The 19,414-nt window shown below is 59.4% G+C and carries 18 protein-coding genes and 1 pseudogene; 17 read left to right on the forward strand and 2 right to left on the reverse strand.

The features are described from left to right. Positions 1 to 674, forward strand: a 674-nt coding sequence (locus ADIMK_RS08405) for an IS3 family transposase (protein ID WP_036186300.1), incomplete at its 5' end; no start/stop codon positions are given. A 47-nt stretch (positions 675 to 721) separates the two neighbouring features. Here ADIMK_RS08405 and ADIMK_RS08410 read toward each other — a convergent pair. Then, positions 722 to 1,163 (reverse strand): annotated as a pseudogene (locus tag ADIMK_RS08410) (transposase); the annotation flags it as partial. Positions 1,164 to 1,525: 362 nt separating this feature from the next. Here ADIMK_RS08410 and ADIMK_RS08415 point away from each other — a divergent pair. The 16 genes from ADIMK_RS08415 (at position 1,526) to ADIMK_RS08490 (ending at position 18,182) form a co-directional block, all read left to right on the forward strand. Further along, a complete protein-coding gene (locus ADIMK_RS08415) occupies positions 1,526 to 2,272 on the forward strand; it encodes a FadR/GntR family transcriptional regulator (RefSeq protein WP_036186304.1) in 747 nt (248 codons plus the stop codon). A 282-nt stretch (positions 2,273 to 2,554) separates the two neighbouring features. Next, complete coding sequence (locus tag ADIMK_RS08420) at positions 2,555 to 3,577, forward strand: 4-hydroxythreonine-4-phosphate dehydrogenase PdxA (RefSeq protein WP_036186306.1); 1,023 nt, start codon at positions 2,555 to 2,557, stop codon at positions 3,575 to 3,577. 24 nt (positions 3,578 to 3,601) lie between these two features. Then, positions 3,602 to 4,774, forward strand: coding sequence for an L-rhamnonate dehydratase (locus ADIMK_RS08425; RefSeq protein ID WP_036186308.1), 1,173 nt, complete (start codon positions 3,602 to 3,604; stop codon positions 4,772 to 4,774). A gap of 11 nt (positions 4,775 to 4,785) precedes the next feature. After that, on the forward strand, positions 4,786 to 5,784 hold the full coding sequence (gene araD1, locus ADIMK_RS08430) for an AraD1 family protein (RefSeq protein ID WP_036186310.1): 999 nt from the start codon (positions 4,786 to 4,788) through the stop codon (positions 5,782 to 5,784). 28 nt (positions 5,785 to 5,812) lie between these two features. Beyond that, positions 5,813 to 6,808, forward strand: a complete 996-nt coding sequence (locus ADIMK_RS08435; RefSeq protein WP_036186312.1) for a TRAP transporter substrate-binding protein — start codon at positions 5,813 to 5,815, stop codon at positions 6,806 to 6,808. A gap of 9 nt (positions 6,809 to 6,817) precedes the next feature. Then, a complete protein-coding gene (locus ADIMK_RS08440; RefSeq protein ID WP_036186314.1) occupies positions 6,818 to 7,810 on the forward strand; it encodes an amidohydrolase family protein in 993 nt (330 codons plus the stop codon). Between the two features lie 56 nt (positions 7,811 to 7,866). Next, positions 7,867 to 8,871, forward strand: a complete 1,005-nt coding sequence (locus ADIMK_RS08445) for a TRAP transporter substrate-binding protein (RefSeq protein ID WP_051692715.1) — start codon at positions 7,867 to 7,869, stop codon at positions 8,869 to 8,871. A gap of 61 nt (positions 8,872 to 8,932) precedes the next feature. Further along, positions 8,933 to 9,505: a TRAP transporter small permease gene (locus ADIMK_RS08450; protein ID WP_197027509.1), complete on the forward strand. Its 573-nt coding sequence runs from the start codon at positions 8,933 to 8,935 to the stop codon at positions 9,503 to 9,505. A 1-nt stretch (position 9,506) separates the two neighbouring features. Next, positions 9,507 to 10,787: a TRAP transporter large permease subunit gene (locus ADIMK_RS08455; RefSeq protein WP_036186316.1), complete on the forward strand. Its 1,281-nt coding sequence runs from the start codon at positions 9,507 to 9,509 to the stop codon at positions 10,785 to 10,787. 29 nt (positions 10,788 to 10,816) lie between these two features. Continuing rightward, the gene (locus ADIMK_RS08460; protein WP_036186320.1) at positions 10,817 to 11,752 is read left to right on the forward strand and encodes an amidohydrolase family protein; all 936 of its coding nucleotides are present in this window, start codon (positions 10,817 to 10,819) and stop codon (positions 11,750 to 11,752) included. A gap of 35 nt (positions 11,753 to 11,787) precedes the next feature. Further along, positions 11,788 to 13,359: an aldehyde dehydrogenase (NADP(+)) gene (locus ADIMK_RS08465; protein WP_036186691.1), complete on the forward strand. Its 1,572-nt coding sequence runs from the start codon at positions 11,788 to 11,790 to the stop codon at positions 13,357 to 13,359. Positions 13,360 to 13,380: 21 nt separating this feature from the next. Further along, positions 13,381 to 14,328, forward strand: coding sequence for a bile acid:sodium symporter (locus ADIMK_RS08470; RefSeq protein WP_051692718.1), 948 nt, complete (start codon positions 13,381 to 13,383; stop codon positions 14,326 to 14,328). Between the two features lie 106 nt (positions 14,329 to 14,434). Beyond that, positions 14,435 to 15,163, forward strand: a complete 729-nt coding sequence (locus ADIMK_RS08475; RefSeq protein WP_036186703.1) for a FadR/GntR family transcriptional regulator — start codon at positions 14,435 to 14,437, stop codon at positions 15,161 to 15,163. A gap of 96 nt (positions 15,164 to 15,259) precedes the next feature. Next, positions 15,260 to 16,258, forward strand: a complete 999-nt coding sequence (locus ADIMK_RS08480) for a TRAP transporter substrate-binding protein (protein WP_036186323.1) — start codon at positions 15,260 to 15,262, stop codon at positions 16,256 to 16,258. A 56-nt stretch (positions 16,259 to 16,314) separates the two neighbouring features. After that, positions 16,315 to 16,899: a TRAP transporter small permease gene (locus ADIMK_RS08485; RefSeq protein WP_036186324.1), complete on the forward strand. Its 585-nt coding sequence runs from the start codon at positions 16,315 to 16,317 to the stop codon at positions 16,897 to 16,899. Continuing rightward, the gene (locus ADIMK_RS08490; RefSeq protein WP_036186327.1) at positions 16,896 to 18,182 is read left to right on the forward strand and encodes a TRAP transporter large permease; all 1,287 of its coding nucleotides are present in this window, start codon (positions 16,896 to 16,898) and stop codon (positions 18,180 to 18,182) included. Before ADIMK_RS08485 ends, ADIMK_RS08490 begins: the two co-directional genes overlap by 4 nt. 445 nt (positions 18,183 to 18,627) lie before the next feature. On the opposite strand, the gene ADIMK_RS08495 is transcribed toward ADIMK_RS08490, so the two are convergent. Continuing rightward, positions 18,628 to 19,410 (reverse strand): hypothetical protein, encoded by a 783-nt coding sequence (locus tag ADIMK_RS08495; RefSeq protein ID WP_156042852.1) that lies wholly within the window; start codon positions 19,408 to 19,410, stop codon positions 18,628 to 18,630. Between the last annotated feature and the right edge of the window lie 4 nt (positions 19,411 to 19,414).

The following is a 19,414-nucleotide window of genomic DNA, read 5'->3' on the forward strand; positions in this document are numbered from 1 at the left end:
GCGCCAGATTGAAGGAGCTGGCTGTCGAACAGTCCGCCTACGGATATCTGATGCTTCACGGGATGCTCAAGGCCGAGGGACTGGTCGTGAACAGGAAACGGACCTACCGGATCTACTCCGAAGAGGGGTTACAGGTCCGGACCAAGAAGCGCAAAAAGCTTCAGCGACCTCGACAGCCAATAGAGGTACCAACGCGTGTGAATGAGCGTTGGTCGATGGACTTCGTATCGGACCAGCTCGCCAGTGGCAGACGTTTTCGGGTGTTCAATGTCGTCGACGAGTTCTCTCGTGAAGTAGTAGGTCAGCTGGTATCCGTGTCGATCAGCGGCCGTCAGGTCGCACGCTTCCTGGATCGCTTGCTGGAGCTGCGTGGCAGACCCAAAAAGATCATCTGCGATAACGGGACAGAGTTTACCAGCAAAGCGATGTTCTTCTGGAGTCGGGAAACCGGTGTTGGACTTGGATTTATCCAGCCAGGCAAACCGACTCAGAATGCGTTCGTCGAAAGTCTGAACGGCAAATTCCGCAACGAGTGCCTGAACCGTCATTGGTTCAGAACGCTGGACGAGGCACGAGTAGAGGTCGATCTATGGCGAAAGCACTACAACCAAGTGAGGCCACACAGCGCACTCGGATATGTTCCACCAGAGCAATATGCTAACCAAGCAGCATAGTGGAATCTCATCTGGGCAGTGGTACTAACTGAGGGGAAAGGTCACGGTGTGTAATTGTACTGTTTGCTGTTAACCGCTTTGAATTTACTGCCGTCGATAGCGACCACCGCCTCGGAAAACATATGCATGCTTTTTTGATACCCTTACCGTGATCTCTTCGAAGTCGGCAATGGTTTTGAAATCAGGAGTCAGTCGCTCCATCAACCACATCAGCTCAACATTACGATGAGCTTCTCGTTCGAGTCGCCGTGACGACTGGATACGGTTGATATAACCATAAATGTATAGCTTCTGTAGTGTCGCGGGGTGGTAGCCGGGACGACCCTTAGTCTTCGCTTTTGCTCTCTGGAGTCCAAGACTATGTAGGTCGAGTTGATCCACAAAAGCATCAATGACTCTGATCGGATTATCTTCTGTTACGAAGTCATCAAGGGCTTCGAGGAACAAGGTGACCTGGGACCGATCCTGTCCTTGAATACGGCATGACATATCAGCGACACCTGGGCTGGCTACACTGATAAGTGTAGTCAAAAATGAATTTAGACGTGTCAAAATAAGATTACAGAAGCGTTTTCACACAGCCTACGCACACAGCGGAAATTAGCGAGGTTAGCAACTGACTGCCGCTATCGACCCTAAGCTGCCGCTCACCAAATCTCTCCTCATAACGACGTCTACTCTTCTCTGGAGAGGAACTTGTTAAGAGTGTTGACCACTACATAACTCTACCCCTACGCATTTTGAAAGAAAGTTTGTCATGCAACTGTGGAGAGTTTATGCAAGTCGGACTGGCATGACGGGGGTGATCAAACCCGTTAAACTGCTCCGTTAAGACAATAAGTTGCCCGGATATGCCCCTGCCCATGACCACCAATGCCTTTGCCTTCGAACAGACGCTGACCAACAAGACCAAGAAGGATGTGCTGGCCGGCAAGATCCTCGAGATGATCTTCACCGGGTTGCTGCGCGATGGCGATCAGCTTCCGAGTGAGCGTGAGCTTGGCAACATGTTCGGGGTCAGCAGAGAAACCGTTCGCAGCGCACTGGCGATAGTCGCGGCCTACGGTCTGATCAGTGTCGCCCATGGCGCCAAGACCCGTGTCAATCGCAATGAGGAGCTGCTCAAGCGCTGCATCGAACTGCTGCCGGAGCTGGGGGCGATCGAGGTCAACAACTATGACGTGCACACCGTGTTCGACAGCCGCAAAGTGATTGAGGCCGCCATCGCCCGCAATGCCGCGCGCAATATCGATCGGGTGGGGCTCGAGGCGCTGCGCAAGCTGTTGGACCAACAGCAGCAGCTGTTCAACGAGCCGGTGCATTTCCAGCTCTCGGACAAGAATTTCCACAAACTGATTTCGGAATACGCGGGTAACGAAATCCTGCTCAAGTACACCGAAGATCTCTACAGTTATGGCCTCAACTTCCGACGCCTGGTGATGCAGATGGAGGGCTCTATAGAACGCAGCTACCGCGAGCACGAGGCGATCTACTCGGCCCTGGAAGCCCATGATCCCGACCGCGCCGAACAGGCGATGCTCGCCCATATCGAGAGCGTGTACTGCACCACCGTCGAGGCGATGCAGGGCAACGCCTGAAGCCCAGTTTTACTCCCGCTTTATCTGACTCCGACTTCGTTCAGCTGTGGCACGGGGCGCATGACTATTCCGCGACCCCGGCTGGCGCGCGCGTGCTGCCGTTGCGTGATTCATCCCTAACCCCGTGATGCTGAAACGCCCTGCCTAACTCTTGAATTTTGCCTATTGACCCCGCTTTGTGGTCGCTGGTACAGTCAGCATACCAGTGGGCCAGATGGTCTGGCCCGGACCAAGATAACAAGCCTGGCCAAATGGCACAGAAACAGAGCGGGGGGCAATTCAATGGTAAACGACAAGCCGACAGTGGCACTGACCTTGGGCGATCCGGCCGGTATCGGCTCTGAGCTGATCGCCAAGCTGTTGAGTCACCGCCAGGTGTTGGAGCAGGCCAACGTCGTGCTGGTGGGTGACGAGTGGTTGTGGCAGCGCGGTCAGACGATTGCGGGTGTGCAGGTAGAGCTGCAGCCGATTGTCTCTCTCGCCGAAGCGCGGGCGCAGGCTGGCGGACGACCGCTGTTCCTGGCGGTGGATAGCGTACATCCGGAGGAGGTTGAGGTTGGCACTGCGCGTGCCAGCGGTGGTGCCTCAGTGCTGAAGGTGCTGGATTTGTGCCTGGCCGCGGTCCGTGACCGCCAGATCGATGCGATCTGTTTCGCGCCGCTGAACAAGCACGCCATGAAACAGGCGGGCATGCCGTTCGAGGATGAGCTGCACTACTTTGCCGATTACCTGAACGTGGATGGCTTCTTCTGCGAGTTCAATACCCTGGGTGGGCTCTGGACCTCACGCATCTCCTCCCATGTGCCGCTGAAGGATGTGCCGCTGTACCTGGAAAAAGGGCGCATTAAGCAGGCCAGTCAGTTGATCTACCGCTCGCTGCAGGCGGCAGGCGTGGCTGAGCCGAGGGTGGCCGTGGCGGCATTGAACCCGCATGGCGGTGACGGAGGCGTCTGCGGCCGTGAGGAGATCGACATCATCGCGCCGGCGGTGGAGGAGCTGAATGCTGAAGGGGTTCCGGTGCATGGTCCTTTCCCGGCCGACACCATCTTCCTCAAGGCCCGCGCCGGGGAGTATGACGCCATCGTCACCATGTACCACGATCAGGGGCAGATCGCCATCAAGCTGCTCGGCTTCGAGCGTGGCGTCACGGTGCAGGGCGGACTGCCGGTACCGATCACTACGCCGGCTCATGGCACCGCCTACGACATCGCCGGTCAGAACCGCGCCAACGTCGAGGCGACCCTGCAAGCTTTCCACATTGCCTGCCGGATGGGTGCTGCCTACCGCGCCGAGGCCAACTGCTGAACAACTACTCTGGAGAATCGAATAATGAAAATAACCAATGTCCGCGCGCGTACCTTTGAATGGAAAGGTCACACCGTTCCACCCCAGGCCCATTTCTGCTCCAACGCTATGGACCAGCTTTGGGATCGCGGCGACTCCATGGGCACCTTCCGTTTCCACGGTTGGACCGTGGTGGAAGTGGAAACCGATGACGGTCTGGTCGGTATCGGCAACGTGGCGCTGGCGCCGCGCATCGCCAAGGCGATCATCGACCAGTACCTGACGCCGCTGGTGATCGGTCACGACCCGTTCGACTACGAATATCTGTGGCAGCGCATGTACCGCTCAACCCATGCCTGGGGGCGCAAGGGTGTAGCCATGGCGGCCATCTCCGCCATCGATATCGCGCTCTGGGATCTGATGGGCAAGGCCACCGGGCGTCCGGTGTTCAAGCTGCTGGGTGGTCGCACCAAGGAGAAGATCCCCTGCTACGCCTCCAAGCTCTACCGCACTGACCTGAAAGAGATGCAGGACGAGGCGCAGCGCTACCTGGATCAGGGTTTTACCTCCATGAAGATGCGCTTCGGCTACGGTCCCAAGGACGGTCCCCAGGGTATGCGTGAGAACCTCAATAGCGTCGCCGCGGTACGAGAGGTGATCGGCGACGATGTAGATCTGATGCTGGAGTGCTACATGGGCTGGAACCTGGAGTACACCAAGCGCATGCTGCCGAAGCTGGAGAAGTTCGAGCCGCGCTGGCTTGAGGAGCCGGTGATTGCCGATGATATCGATGGCTACGCCGAGCTGAACCAGCTCACCTCGATCCCGATCTCCGGTGGCGAGCATGAGTTCACCAGCTACGGCTTCAAGCAGTTGCTGGACAAAAAGGCAGTGTCCGTCGTGCAGTACGACACCAACCGTGTCGGCGGTATCACCGCGGCGCACAAGATCAACGCCCTGTGCGAAGCCTACAGCGTGCCGGTGATTCCCCATGCCGGGCAGATGCACAACTACCACCTGACCATGTCCACCCTGGCCTCGCCGATGTCTGAATTCTTCCCGGTGCATGACGTGGAGGTGGGTAACGAGCTGTTCTACTACATCTTCAAGGGTGACCCGGAGCCGGTGAACGGGTTTATCGATCTGGATGACAACAAGCCGGGGCTGGGTCTGACCATCTCCCAGCGCTACCTCGACCAGTTCAACATCATCGAATAAGGAGGGCGGTCATGAGAATCGTACAGATCAGCCATCCCCAGGGCCTGCGCGCCGCGGTGGTGGAGAGCCCGAATCAGCTGAGGGTGGTCGAGTTTGACGGCGGCACCTACGCGCTGGCGCAGGCCGCCATCGCCGAGGGTCTGTCGCTGGAGGCGGTGATCGACCGCCACCTGGGGCAGGAGCGGCTGGACTACACCCAGGTGATCGAAACTGGTCAGCTGCTGGCGCCGATGAGCCATCCGGATCCGGCTCACTGCCTGGTGTCCGGCACCGGTCTGACCCATCTCGGCAGCGCCAGTACCCGTGCCAACATGCACGCGCAGATCGCCGCCAAGGACAGCGAACTGACCGACAGCATGCGCATGTTCAAGCTCGGCCTGGATGGCGGCAAGCCGGAGACCGGTCGGGTTGGCGCGCAGCCGGAGTGGTTCTACAAGGGCGACGGCGACATCGTTGTCGCGCCGGAAGCCGCGCTGCCGGTACCGGCGTTTGCCGAGGACGCCGGTGAAGAGCCGGAACTGGTCGGCCTCTACCTGATCGCGCCCGACGGTACCCCCTGGCGCGTCGGTTTCGCTGTCGGCAATGAATTCTCCGACCATGTCACCGAACGCGGCAATTACCTCTGGCTGGCTCATTCCAAGCTGCGGGCCTGCAGTTTTGGTCCGGAGTTATTACTGGGTGAACTGCCGGCGGATCTGCAGGGTGAAAGCCGCATCGTCCGTGAGGGCGAGGTGATCTGGCGCAAGCCGTTCCTGACCGGCGAAGCCAACATGGCGCACAGCCTGGCCAATCTGGAGCACCACCACTTCAAGTATGCCCAGTTCCGCCGCCCCGGCGATCTGCACGTGCATTACTTCGGCACCGCCACGCTGAGCTTTGCCGATGGTGTTCGTACTCAGGATGGCGACCGCTTTGAGATCGAATTGCCGGCCCTGGGACGGGCGTTGGGCAATCCGCTGCGGTTCGCTGACGATAATGACACGACAGCGTTAACCGTGGCTGCACTCTAACCCTTAATTACTGCAAGAGGTCAAAACAATGATAACTACATTCAAACCTCTCAAAACTCTGTTGGCAGCGTCCGTTGGCGCCCTGACCCTGAGCTTGAGCTGTATTACCCATGCGGACTGGAAATTAACCTTTGCCCACGCGCACCCGGTCGAAGATTCGCAGCACCTGGCGGCGGAACACTTCGCTGCACAGGTGAAGGAGCGTACTCAGGGCGAGGTGACGGTGCGCATCTTCCCGAACGGGCAGTTGGGCGATGATGCCGGCATGATTGCTGGCGTGCGTGGCGGCAGCATTGACATCGAACTGTCTGGCAACCCCTATTTCAGCGGTTTGGTGGGAGAGCTCAATGTGCTCGACCTGCCGTTCCTGTTCGAGGATGCGGCACAAGCGTACCGGGTGCTCGATGGCGAGGTAGGTCAGGATCTACTGGGTTTCATGGGTGCCAAGGGTATTAAGGGACTGGCGTTCTGGGAGATCGGTTTCCGCAACCTGACCAACTCCCGGCATGCGGTTAACAGTGCGGATGATATCAAGGGCTTGAAACTGCGTACCACGCCAAATCCGGCCCACATTGCGGCGTTCAAGACCCTCGGCGCCAACCCGGTGCCGATGCCGTTCGCCGAGCTGTTTACTGCTCTGGAAACCGGCACGGTCGATGGCCAGGAAAACCCGGTCACGCTGATTCGTTCCGCCAACCTGGATGCGGTGCAGAAATATCTGTCGCTCACAGCGCATGCCTATACGGCGGCGCCATTGATCATGAACAAGGCCAAGTTCGACAGCCTGCCCGCAGAGTATCAGCTGGTGGTGGTAGAAGCTGCGCGTGAAGCGGCGCAATACCAGCGCAATCTGAACAGCGAGCGCATGGCGACAGATCTGGAGTACCTCAAAGCCCAGGGCATGCAGGTGGTCGCGCAGCCGGATCGCGAGTCGATGCGAGCGGCTGTGGAGGCATCGGTGCGCGCTGGTTTCGTTGAGAAGTATGGCAGCGAGCTGCTCGACGCCGTGGAAAGTGCCAAGTAGGAGATAGGCATGGACCTGAACCTGACCGAACTGCGCAGTCGTTACCTGCAGAGTGGGGAAGATAAATGGCTGCCGATCGTGGATGCTCACCTGCACTTCTGGGATCCACAGCAGAACTACCATCCCTGGCTTTGCGACGAACCGCCCATCACTTTTCGTTACGGTGATTACCGTCCGATCCGCAAGCCCTTCCTGCCGGCCGACTATCGTGCTCTGCAGGGCGAGCACCGGGTCATCGGCACGGTCTACATGGAAGCCGAATGGGACCCAACCGATGCACCGGGTGAAGCGGATTGGGTCCATGGCCTCGCCCAGCGCACGGGTTGGCCCAACGCGATGATTGGTCAGGCTTGGCTGGACAGGGCCGATGTGGCGCAGCAGCTTGAAGCGCTGGCGCAGTTCCCACGGCTGCGCGGTGTGCGTCATAAACCAGCTGCGTTGGCACGGGAGGACTACGATCCGGCGCATTGTCTGAGCGGATCTATGCGTTGCCCCAACTGGCAGCGCGGCTATGCCGCCTTGGCTCAACAGGGCTTGATCTGCGAACTGCAAACCCACTGGTGGCATCTGCCGGATCTGCTGCCATTGCTGGAGCGCTATCCCGAGGTGCCGGTGGTGATCAATCACACCGGAGTGCCGGGGCAGCGGGATGAGGCGACGCTGCAAGGCTGGCACCAGGCGATGGCGCGGTTGGCTGCTTATCCACAGGTCAGCGTGAAGATCTCGGGCCTGGGGATGCAGGGCCGGCGCTGGCGGCTGGACGATAACCAGCGGGTCATTCAGGAGGTGATCGCGCTGTTTGGCCCGCAGCGCTGCCTATTTGCCAGCAACTTCCCGGTGGACTCGCTGGTGACGGATCTGGCACCGCTGTGGGGCGCGTTCAAGCAGCTGACGACTGAATTCAGCCGCACTGAACGCCTGGCCATGTTCTGCGACAACGCAATACGCATTTATCAATTGGATTGCGCCGAACTCGGCGAAACGACGGAGATGGCCTGCTGATCGCCAGCTGGCATGCGCTCTTACCTGAGTACCCTAGAACAATAACAGAGGTTTAAATGATGAAAACGATGACGATTTTCGGTACCGCCCTATTGTCCGCTTCCCTGGTGATGGGATCACTGCCTGCTGTAGCGGGAATCACGGCACGCATGGGGACCAGCTTGCCGGAGGAGCATCCTCAAACACTGGGCGCGCGCAAGTTTGCCGAGCTGGTCGAGCAAAAGACTCAGGGTGAAGTGGAGGTCAAGGTGTTCAGTGGTGGCATGCTCGGCAATGACGTCAATATGACCTCCATGCTGCAGGCCGGCACCCTGGCCTTTACTGTGCCCTCGACGGCAACGCTGGCCAGCTTGAACGGCAACTTCAGCATCGTCAGCCTGCCGTTCCAGTTCGACAATGAGGCGCATGCTGATGCAGTTCTGGACGGCGAGGTGGGGCAATCGCTGCTCAGGAGTCTGGACGACAAGGGACTCGAGGCCCTAGCATTCTGGGAAAACGGCTTCCGCCACCTGACCAACTCCCGCCGCCCGGTGGAAACCCTGGAGGACCTGCAGGGGCTGAAGGTTCGGGTCATGGAGAACAACCTGTATATCGACCTGTTCAATACGCTGCAGGCGAACGCCGTGCCGATGCCGGTTAACGAGCTGTTCACCGCTCTGGAAACACGTACCGTCGATGCTCAGGAAAACCCTTATACGGTGATCGCCTCCAAGCGTTTCTTCGAGGTACAGCCCTACCTGTCACAGACCGCGCATGCCTACGATGCGTTGGTGCTGCTGGCATCTGCCAAGTTCATGGATCAGCTCGATGAGTCCCAGCAACAGGCGGTTCGTGAGGCGGCACGCGAGGCCACCCTTTATCAGCGTCAGGTCAGCCGCGAACTCAACGGCACTCTGTTACAGGAACTCAGTGACCAGATGCAGGTGAATGCGGTGCCAGAGGCGGAGCGCAAGCAGATGCGGGAGTCCTTGGCGGAGTTGATTCAACGCTACCAGGCGAGCCTGGATCAAGACCTGGTGACCCGTTTCAGTCAGGCACTGGACGCATCGCGCGGCCAGTGATCTACCGGTGGGTCAGGCGCTTTGCTTGATCCGTATCCATCTTGCTAGAAGAGGTTGAGTGATGGCTTCAACTCTCGAACGTTCCCAAATCATGCCGGCTGGAACCGGGGCGAACAAGCCAGGAGGGCGGGCGCTATGCGTGGCGGTTGCTGAGCGACTGGCGCGCGTCACTGAGCAGTGCCTGAGTGCACTGATGGTGGCCGCTCTGGTGACCATGATCGTCCTGGTGTTTGTCAATGTGGTGCTCCGATATGGCTTCAATAGCGGCATATCGGTCAGCGTGGAGCTGTCGCGCTTTCTCTTTGTGTGGGTGACCTTTCTTGGTGCAGTGGTGGCTTTGCTCAAGCAACAGCATTTGGGAGTCACCACATTGATGGCGCTGTTGCCACGTGCCGTGCTGCCTTGGTTGGAGCGTCTGGTGACACTGATGATGCTGGGCTGTGCGTTGATGCTGATGGTCGGTGCCTACAAGCAGACCCTGCTCAACTGGGACAACCTGTCGCCGATCAGCGGTATTCCGGTGGGTGTGTTTTACCTCGCTGGCCTGATAACGGGTGTGCTGATGTCGATCGTGCTGCTCTACCGCGTTTTTGTGCCGTCCAACCTGTTTGCAGAGCCGGCGGGAGAGGAATGAGATGACGATTACACTGTTTATCGGATCCCTGCTGGGCGCCATCGGGCTCGGTGTGCCGATCGCCTTTGCGCTGCTGGTCAGTGCTGTGGTGTTGATGCTGCACCTGGATATGTTCGATTCACAGATTCTGGCCCAGAACCTGGTCAACGGCGCCGACAGCTACACCCTGCTGGCGATTCCGTTCTTCCTGGTGGCCGGTGAAGTGATGTCTCGCGGTGGACTGTCTCAGCGCATCGTGACGCTCGCCATGAGTCTGGTGGGTCACCGCAAGGGCGGATTGGGTTTTGTGGCGATCTTTGCCGCCATCATTATGGCCAGCTTGTCAGGTTCGGCTGTGGCCGATACCGCAGCGCTGGCGAGTATGCTGTTGCCGGTGATGCGCAAGGCCGGTTATCCGCTTGGTCGTTCCGCCGGCTTAATGGCGGCTGGTGGCATCATTGCGCCGATTATCCCGCCGTCGATACCGCTCATCATCATCGGCGTAGCCGGTGGGATCTCGATCAGCAAGCTATTTCTGGCCGGCATCGTACCGGGGCTGCTGATGGGCGTGACGCTGGTGGTGATGTGGTTGTTCATGACGCGCAAGGAGGACCTGGTGGTTGCCGAAAAGGCGACCTGGGGCGAGCGCCTGAAGGCTCTGCGCGAGAGCTTCTGGGCCATACTGTTGCCGGTGATCATCATCGGCGGAATCAAGACCGGGATCTTTACCCCCACCGAGGCCGGTGTCGTGGCGGCGGTCTACGCGATGTTCGTAGCCACCCTGGTTTACCGTGAGTTGAACCTGAAGCAACTGTATGAAGTACTGGGGCTCGCTGCGCGGAGCACGGCCATTGTGATGTTCCTGGTGGCGGCCGCGATGGTCGCATCTTGGCTAATCAGTATCGCGCAACTGCCGATGATGGTGGCTGATCTGTTAGCGCCCTTGGCTGATAACCCGCGCCTGCTGATGCTGGCGATCATGGGCATAGTACTGGTGGTGGGCATGGTGATGGATCTAACGCCGACCATTCTGGTACTGACCCCGATCTTGATGCCGATCGTCAAGATCGCCGGTATCGATCCGGTCTACTTCGGCATTATGTTTGTTCTGAATTGCGCTATCGGTTTGATCACACCACCGGTGGGCAACGTGCTGAACGTGATCACCAGCGTGGGCAATATCAAGTTTGAGAAGGCTGTCAGCGGCGTGTTCCCGTTCGCGCTGGCGTATGTCGGCATCCTGCTGCTGTTCGTAGCTTTCCCTCAGATCATCATTGCGCCTATGCAGTGGTTGGCGAACTAACTATCAGGCAACTGTGACTGGACTGACGCATGATGCACGCACAAAGGCTAATCGATGCCCACCACCATTTCTGGATCCTGGGCCAGCAACTGGATTATCCCTGGTTGGGGGATCAACCGGTCCACGACTTTTTTCTTGGCGACTATACGGCCATACGCCGTGCGTTTCAGCCCAGCAATCTGCGCAGGCTGATTCCCCAGGGCTACGTACTGATCGGCAGCGTGCATTGTGAGGCAGAGGCCGCTCGCCACCAGGCGGTTGAAGAAACCTTCTGGGTAGAGACACTGGCCCGTACCCAGGAGTTACCAACAGCCCATGTTGGCTGGGCGGGTTTTGGTACCGACACCTGTGCATCTGAGCTGGATCAGCAGTTGTGCTCTGCGCTGTTTCGCGGTGTGCGCGCCAAACCGGTGACGGCCAAGCGGCCCGATCAGCTGCACACCGTGCGCGGGCAGCCCGGCAGTTTGCAGGATGATCGCTGGTGCAGCGGCTTGCAGCTGTTGGCGGAGCGCGACTTGAGCTGGGATCTGCGCGTCCCGGCCTGGCATCTTTCGGAGGCTGCGGAGCGGCTGCAGGAGCACCCGACGTTGCGGGTGATCCTGAATCATTGTGGTCTGCCCTGGGACCGCTCCGAGCAGGGCTTGCGCAGCTGGCGCCAGGGGATCGCGGCGCTGGCCAGCAATCCGAATGTCTGCGTCAAACTGTCGGAACTTGGTACGCCGGGACGTCCCTGGATTGCGGAAGATAACCGGGCGTTATTAGTCGAGCTGTTACAGGTATTTGGACCCCAGCGATGTCTGTACGCCAGCAATGCCCCAGTGTCGGGTTTGCAGGTGGGGTATGCCGATTGGTTGGCCTTGGTGGAATCAGTGATCACTCAGGTTGTACCCAATGCACGCGATGACGTCCTCTGGCGCAACGCGGCGCGCTGGTATCGGCTGGATCTGCCCAGCGACCTGTCTTGATAAATGTACCTTTGATGAGTGGAGAGAAGAGCGTGATTGAACTGAGCGGCAAGAATCTGATTGGCCAGAACGAGGTTTTGGGTACCCAAGCGAAGATTCAAGCGACCAATCCGGCGACCAATGAAGTGCTGGCGCCGGCTTACCCGGGCGTTACAGCGCAGGTGGTCAATGAGGCCTGCTCCCTGGCCTGGTCTGCTTTTCGGCACTACCGCAACACCACGCCGCAGGCGCGGGCGCAGTTCCTGGACTGCATCGCCGAGCAGATCGAGGCGCTGGGTGATCAGCTGATCGAACGGGCGATGCAGGAAACCGGATTGCCGCGCGCCCGGTTGGAGGGCGAGCGTGGCCGCACCTGCAACCAGCTGCGTCTGTTTGCCGGCGTGGTGCGCGACGGTACTTACCTGGATGTGCGCATCGACCCGGCACTGCCGGAGCGCAAACCGCTACCGCGTTCCGATTTGCGTTTCCGCCGCCTGGCCCTGGGGCCCGTAGCCGTGTTCGGTGCCAGCAATTTCCCGCTCGCGTTTTCCGTCGCGGGTGGCGATACCGCCTCGGCACTGGCCGCCGGTTGCCCGGTGGTGGTAAAGGCGCACTCGGCGCATCCGGGCACCTCGGAACTGGTAGGACGTGCGGTACAGCAGGCGGCCCGCGCATGCGCCATGCCGGAGGGGGTGTTCTCGCTGCTGTATGGGGCCGGCAATGAAATTGGGACCGCCCTGGTGGCGCATCCGCAGATCAAGGCGGTGGGCTTTACCGGATCCCGCAGGGGCGGCGTGGCACTGATGCAGGTGGCACAGAACCGGGCGGAACCGATTCCGGTGTATGCCGAAATGAGCAGCATCAACCCGGTGTATCTGCTGCCGGGCGCGTTGACGGAACGCGCTGAAGCGATTGCCGCTGCCTTCGTGGCGGCGCAGCAGATGGGCGCCGGTCAGTTCTGCACCAGTCCGGGATTGATCCTCGCAGTGGATGGTCCTGAGTTGGAGCAGTTTTTGGCGCAGGCCAGCCAGCAGCTGGCCGACACGGGCTGCCAGACTATGCTGACACCGGGCATCCACCGGGCGTTTGAGCAGGGCCTGGCTGTACTGGAGCAACACCCGGCCGTGACCACACTGGCGCGGGCGCAAACAGCGGTTGGACCGAATCAGTGCAGGGCCGGGCTGTTTGTCGCCAGGGCTGCCGATTTCCTCAACGATGAGCGGCTGGCCGGTGAGGTATTTGGTTCCTGCACCCTGGTGCTGCGCTGTGCAGATGCTGAGGAGATGCTGCAGGTCACCCAGGCACTGGAGGGCCAGCTCACAGCGGCGGTGCATTGTGCCGAGGTGGATGCCACGCTGGCGAAGCAGTTGATTGAAGAGCTGGAGTTGAAAGCCGGACGCGTGCTGTTCAATGGCTTCGGTACCGGGGTGGAAGTCTGTCAGGCGATGGTCCATGGCGGTCCCTTCCCGGCTACTTCGGACAGCCGTACCAGCTCAGTGGGGGCGTCGGCAATTGAGCGTTTCCTACGTCCGGTCTGTTATCAGGACGTGCCGGATGCGCTGCTGCCGGCGGAGTTGCAGCAGGCCAATCCGCTGCAGATGCCGCGGCGGGTCGATGGTCAACAGTGATCCAGCGAGCAGGGCTAGGCGATGAAAGCGCTGATCCTGCCCCTGGGACTGGGGCTGGCGTTTCTGCTCGCCTGGCTGGAGCCGGAGTGGGGGCGAACGCTGAAGCAGGCGGGCCTGATTCCCTGGTTGGTGATGCTGATCTTCATGGTCAATGGGTACCAGGTACGGCTGGCTGAGATACCACGGGAGCTGAGCTTCCTGAAAGGTCTGGTGGCGACCACTGTAATCAGCCTGTTGTTGGGGCCCTGGCTGGCCCTGTACAGTGCCGAGCTACTGGCGTTGCCGGCGGGGGCGCTGTTAGGGCTGGTAGTGATGGGTACAGTGCCCTCGACATTGTCGAGCTGTATCGTGCAGACCCAGCTGGCCGGCGGCTATGCGGTCTGGGCGCTGCTGTTCTCAATGGCGCTCAATATCGCTGGCGTGTTCAGCATGCCGCTGATGCTGACCCTGGTGCTGCAAGAGAGTGCCCAGTTTCAGGTGGATCCCTGGCCTCTGTTGCGCCAGTTGGGTCTGATGGTGCTTCTGCCCTTTCTGGTGGGCGTGACTTTGCAACAGCGCCTGCCGTTCTCGCCCGATGCACGGCCGTTGCAGTATCTGCCGTCTATCTGCATCGTTGTCGGCGTGTGGCTGGCGCTGTCCGACTCGGCCAGTCTGTTTCATCACCTGGATCCGCTGCTGTTGCTCAAGATCGGCCTGGCGGCACTGGTGCTGCACCTGTTGCTGTTCGTCGGCAACTGGTGGACCGGCCGTCTATTGCGGATCGACCGGCCTGGATGTATCGCCATGGCATTGTCCGGCTCACAAAAAACCTTGCCGGTGGCGATCAGTGTGTTGGCCCTGCTGGATGGCTCGGTGGGCGAAGCTTTGCTGGTCTGTGTCCTGTTCCATTTTTTGATCCTCTTTGCCGATGCTTTGATAGCGCCTCGGCTGAGCGCAACACCTGTTCGAGCCGCGTCCAGCGGTGCCTGAGAGATCTATTTCCCACTATTTATGACAACCGTGCACAAGAGGGTTGTCGCTCATCTGGTCCGGTGGTATGGTTTTCGTACCAGTAGGTAAGTTGGTAGGACGCAAGATGGCTGAACATGTATTCGCCTTCGAGCAGGCGCTGAGAAACAAGACCAAGAAGGAGATCCTCGCCGGCAAGTTGCTGGAGATGATCTTCTGCGGGTTGCTGCGGGATGGCGATGAACTGCCCAGCGAGCGCGACCTGGGTCAGCTGTTCGGCGTCAGCCGGGAAACGGTACGCGGCGCGCTGGGCGTAATTGCGGCCTATGGCCTGATCCAGGTGTCGCACGGCGCCAAAACCCGGATCCGCCGCACCGAGGCGTTGCTGGCGCGCTGTGCAGAGCTGGCACCGGAGCTGGTGGATCTGGAGATCAACAACTTTGATCTGAGCACGGTGTACGAGAGCCGCAAGATCGTCGAGGTCGCTATCGCGCGGCGCGCGGCGGCCAATATCAGCGATGCCGGCCTGAGCGAGATGAAGGCGCTGCTGGCGCAGCAACGCAAATTGTTCGATGAGCCGGTGCACTTTCAGCTCGCAGACAAACGCTTCCACAAGATCATCGCCGAACACGGCAGCAATGAGATTTTGCTCAGCTACTCGGAAGAGCTCTACGCCTACGGGCTGAACTTTCGCCGTCAGGTGATGGTGCAGCCGGGCATGATCGAAAACAGTTATCAGGAGCATCAGGAGATCTACACCGCACTGCTCGAGCGGGATGCGGCCGCGGCTGAAGCCGCCATGCTGCGCCACCTCGACAGTGTGTATCGCACCACCGCCGCGATCATGGGGGACTAGATCGTGCGCACTCGGGAGATGCAGTAACCGGATACCACCGGTCAGGGATGAAACGAATCAGGTAACATCCAACATAAGAGTAATAAGGAAGGTCTGATGAATAGCAAAACTCTACGCACTACCCTGCTGGCCGCCGGTATCGCACTGGCCTTTGGCTCCACCGCGGTCCAGGCTGAAAAGCTGGTGTTCGGTGTATCGGCCAGTCAAGGCTCGCTGCAGTACCGCACGGCTGAAAAGTTCGCCGAGGTTGCGAACGAGAAGTTCAAGCAGGCCGGCCTGGATTACAACGTGGCCTTCTTCGGTGATGCTCAGCTTGGCAAAGACAAGGAGCTGATGCAGAAGCTGAAACTGGGCACCGTGGCCTTTACCCAGCCTTCGTCCACCATGCCTACCGTGAGTCCCGAGTTCGCGCTCTGGGATATGCCCTTCCTGGTTAAAGATCGCGCCCACCTGAACAAGATCGAGCAGGAGGTGTTCTGGCCCAAGATCGCGCCGACCGTGGAGGACAAGGGCTACAAGGTGATCAGCCTGTGGGAGAACGGCTTCCGCCAGATGACCAGCAACGCTCACCCGATCAACAGCCCGGCGGATCTGTCCGGCATCAAGATGCGCACGCCGAATAGCACCTGGCGTGTGAGTATGTTCCGTGAGTGGGGTGGCAATCCAACGCCGATGGCGTTCTCCGAGGTATTTGTTGCACTGCAGACCGGCGTTATCGATGGGCAGGAAAACCCGCTTACCAACATCTATGCGGCCAAGCTGCAGGAGGTGCAGAAGTACCTGTCGCTGACCAACCACGTCTACACCCCGTCCTACCTGGTGGCCGGCAAACGTACCTGGGACAAGCTGCCGGATGCGGTGCGTGAGGTGATCAAGTCCAGCGCTGAGGAGATCCGGCCGTGGATGTACGACACCTCCGACAAGGAGGAGGCGGAACTGCTGGATACGCTCAAACAGGGCGGCATGCAGGTGAACACGGCCGACCGGGCCGCGTTCGTCGAGGCCAGCAAGCCGATCTACCAGCAGTTTGCAGCTGAAGTCCCCAACGGTGAGGCGTTGCTGGATCAGGCGCTGAAACTGGCGGATGCATCCTGAACAGCTGAAAAGGCCGGAGGTCCCCGCGGGGGCTTCCGGCCAGGAGTAGCAAGATCATGTTGAAAAACCTGGCAACCTGGGTCGAGCGGACGCTCGAAGCGATATCGGTGGGGCTGATCGCGTCGATGACCTTCGTCATCGTGTACGGGGTGGTGATGCGCAAACTGGGCGCGTCACTGATCTGGTACGACGAGGTGGCGTCGGTGCTACTGGTCTGGATCACTTACTACGGTGCGGCGACCGCCACCATCAAACGGGCCCAACTGGGCTTCAGCGGTCTGCTCTACAGTTTGAAAGGCTCGCTGCGACTGGCCGCATTCTGGCTCTCAGAGCTGATCGTGCTGGGCTTTTTCGCTCTGGTCGCCTGGTATGGCGCGGTGGTGCTCGAATTCTTCGCCGGCGAGACCATGATCAGCCTGCCCTGGGTGCCGACCCTGCTGACCCATTCGGTGATTCCTTTGGGGGCGGCACTGATCGTGCTGGCCGAGTTGCTGTCGCTGCCGCGTGCCTTGGCGGATCTGGCCGCAGGCCGTAGCGCCGATCAGGCCGAGCTTGAGGAGTATGCTGAAGAGGCGGGGCTGAGCGATCAACTGTTCGGATCCAAACATCAAGCGTTTCAGCCTGCAGGAGCCAAATCATGACCTATCTGATGCTGTTCGGCGGCCTGCTGGCGATGGTGCTGATCAATGTGCCGATCGCCGTGGCGATCGGGGTGGTGGCGCTGATCGGAATGGTGCTGGCGCAGGGCAGTGATACCCTGCTCAATGTGCCGCTGACCCTGTTTGACGGTGCCACCAGCTTCCCGCTGCTGGCGATCCCGCTGTTCGTGTTGGCCGGCGAGCTGATGAACATCTCCAGTATCTCGCGCCGGCTGATCGACCTGGTGTCGGCGATGATCGGCTTCGTGCGCGGCGGGCTGGCGATGGTCAATATCGGCGTGTCGATGTTCTTCGCTGAAATCTCCGGTTCGGCGGTGGCCGACGTGGCCGCCACCGGCAGCGTGCTGATGCCGGCGATGAAGAAAAAGGGTTACAAGCCGGCCTTTGTGGCGGCGGTGACCTCGTCGTCTGCCTCGCTGGCGATCATCATTCCGCCGTCGATCTCGATGATCCTGTACGGGGCGATTGCCGATACCTCGATCGTCAAACTGTTCCTGGCCGGGGTGATCCCGGGTGTGCTCGGTGGTGGCTTGCTGATGGCGCTGTCCTACTACTTCGCCGTGCGCTACAACCTGCCGCGGGAAGAAGCGTTCAGCTTTAAAGTGCTGCGCCAGAAGCTGCGCGACGCCAGCTGGGCGCTGATGCTGCCGGTGATCATTCTGGGCGGGATCTTCGGCGGCGTGGTAACCGCCACCGAAGGCGCTGGCCTAGCGGTGGTGGCGGCGCTGTTCATCGGCTTCGTGGTGTACCGTGAGCTGACGCTGCAGCATCTCTACAAGTGTATGGTGCGGGCTTCGGTGCAGACTGCAGCGGTAATGTTGCTGGTGGCCACCTCCGCGCTGCTGGGCCTGTACCTGACCGAGGCGCGTCTGCCGCAGGAGATGGCCCAAGCTATCATCTCTGTCACGGACGATCAGATCGCGGTGCTGATGCTGTTGAACCTGCTGTTCTTCGTGCTGGGCATGTTCCTGCATGGCGCCGCCGCGATCATCCTAGTGGTGCCGATGGTACTGCCGCTGGTCCAGCAGGTGGGTATCGATCCGATCCACTTTGGCATTATCGTAACGTTGAATTTGGCGATCGGTCAGCAGACCCCGCCAGTGGCCAGCGTGCTGGCAACGGCCTGCTCCATTGCCAAGGTGGACATGTGGTCCACCACCCGCGCCAACCTGCCGTTCATCGGCGTGCTGATCGCGCTGTTGCTGCTGGTCACCTACGTGCCAAGCGTCTCACTGGGCTTGGTGAACTGGGTCTACGGTGGCTGAGTCTCCATCACCTCGCCTGAGGTGGCTCTCTTGGCCTTCCTGCAACTGCGCAGGAAGGCTTTTTTAAATCTATAGATTCTGAGTGATTTCTTTACCGAAATTTTCTCGCAAGAGCAGGATATTCAGCTGTACTACCATCCACTTGAATTAGAAATCATTTGCTTCCAATTGGGGGTAACCCGACAAGTTTAGTCTGATATGGTTGGTGCGAGTCGAATCGACGATGTGCCTGCGCTACCAGACTCCTGAATTGACCCTATTCCTCTAGACACATCAAAACCTCAGCATCGGTTATTTGTATGAGTAATGGGTGGCAGCTTTGTGCCTATAGCTCGCCTAGGGAACGTCACGCCTGATGTCGGCTTTGGGCCAATAACAGCCGGTACGGTAGCTCTTTCCACCATGTCAGCTAAGGTCGATAGCCATGTACCTGCATCAGAACTCTTCAATTGGGCAGTGCGAGTCGCCGCTTTTGTACCTCGGGCGCACCCATGTCGGTTGGTACGGATTCCAAGCCTCCCTCAATTTCTGTAAACAACCCCTCTCTCGCTCTGAGGTAATACTGCTTGCCGGAAGAGCACTTCAGGCCTTTGTCATGTTTATGTTTTTCATATTGATAGGCTTGGAGTCGGAGCTCGCCTTCAGGATGAACAATAAACAGATACGTGGCGTGATTGGTTGTTCCATATGGCTGGCCATCAACAACGATATTGACCGGCATTGAGGCCCACTTGGGTCGCGTGGATTCCAGATAGAGATAGACGGCACATTGCCCCGGCTCCACCTTGTATTGCTTGGCCTGCTCGTCAAGGGCGGTGGGGGCTGTCATCACGGGGTCTACAGGCGGTTCTGCGTACAACCACTGCATGTGGCAGATTCCGTTACTGAGGCAGCCATGGGCATCATCGTTGAACTCGTAGAAGATGACCTGATCAGCATCGTCAAACTGAACACCGAGCCATTCATAGTCCACTAGAACAGCGCTAGAGGTGCCGGCTATTACGCCCGCCCGCTCTCGCACGGTCGAATAGAACCAGAACCTTCCTCCCGATTTCACGGCCTTGGGTTGACCCAATAGACGGCGGACTCGCTGCCTGTCAGCGCCGGGAGTGCCGAGTTCTGCCAATCGATCAGCAGGGTAGGGCGCTGTACTTGGTATCGGAATGACAACACAGCCTGTCAACGTCGAGACCAGTACTGCTACAGACAACAAAAATGCGGTCTTCATCGAT

The organism is Marinobacterium lacunae (assembly GCF_000705555.1).
Taxonomy (GTDB): domain Bacteria; phylum Pseudomonadota; class Gammaproteobacteria; order Pseudomonadales; family Balneatricaceae; genus Marinobacterium_D; species Marinobacterium_D lacunae.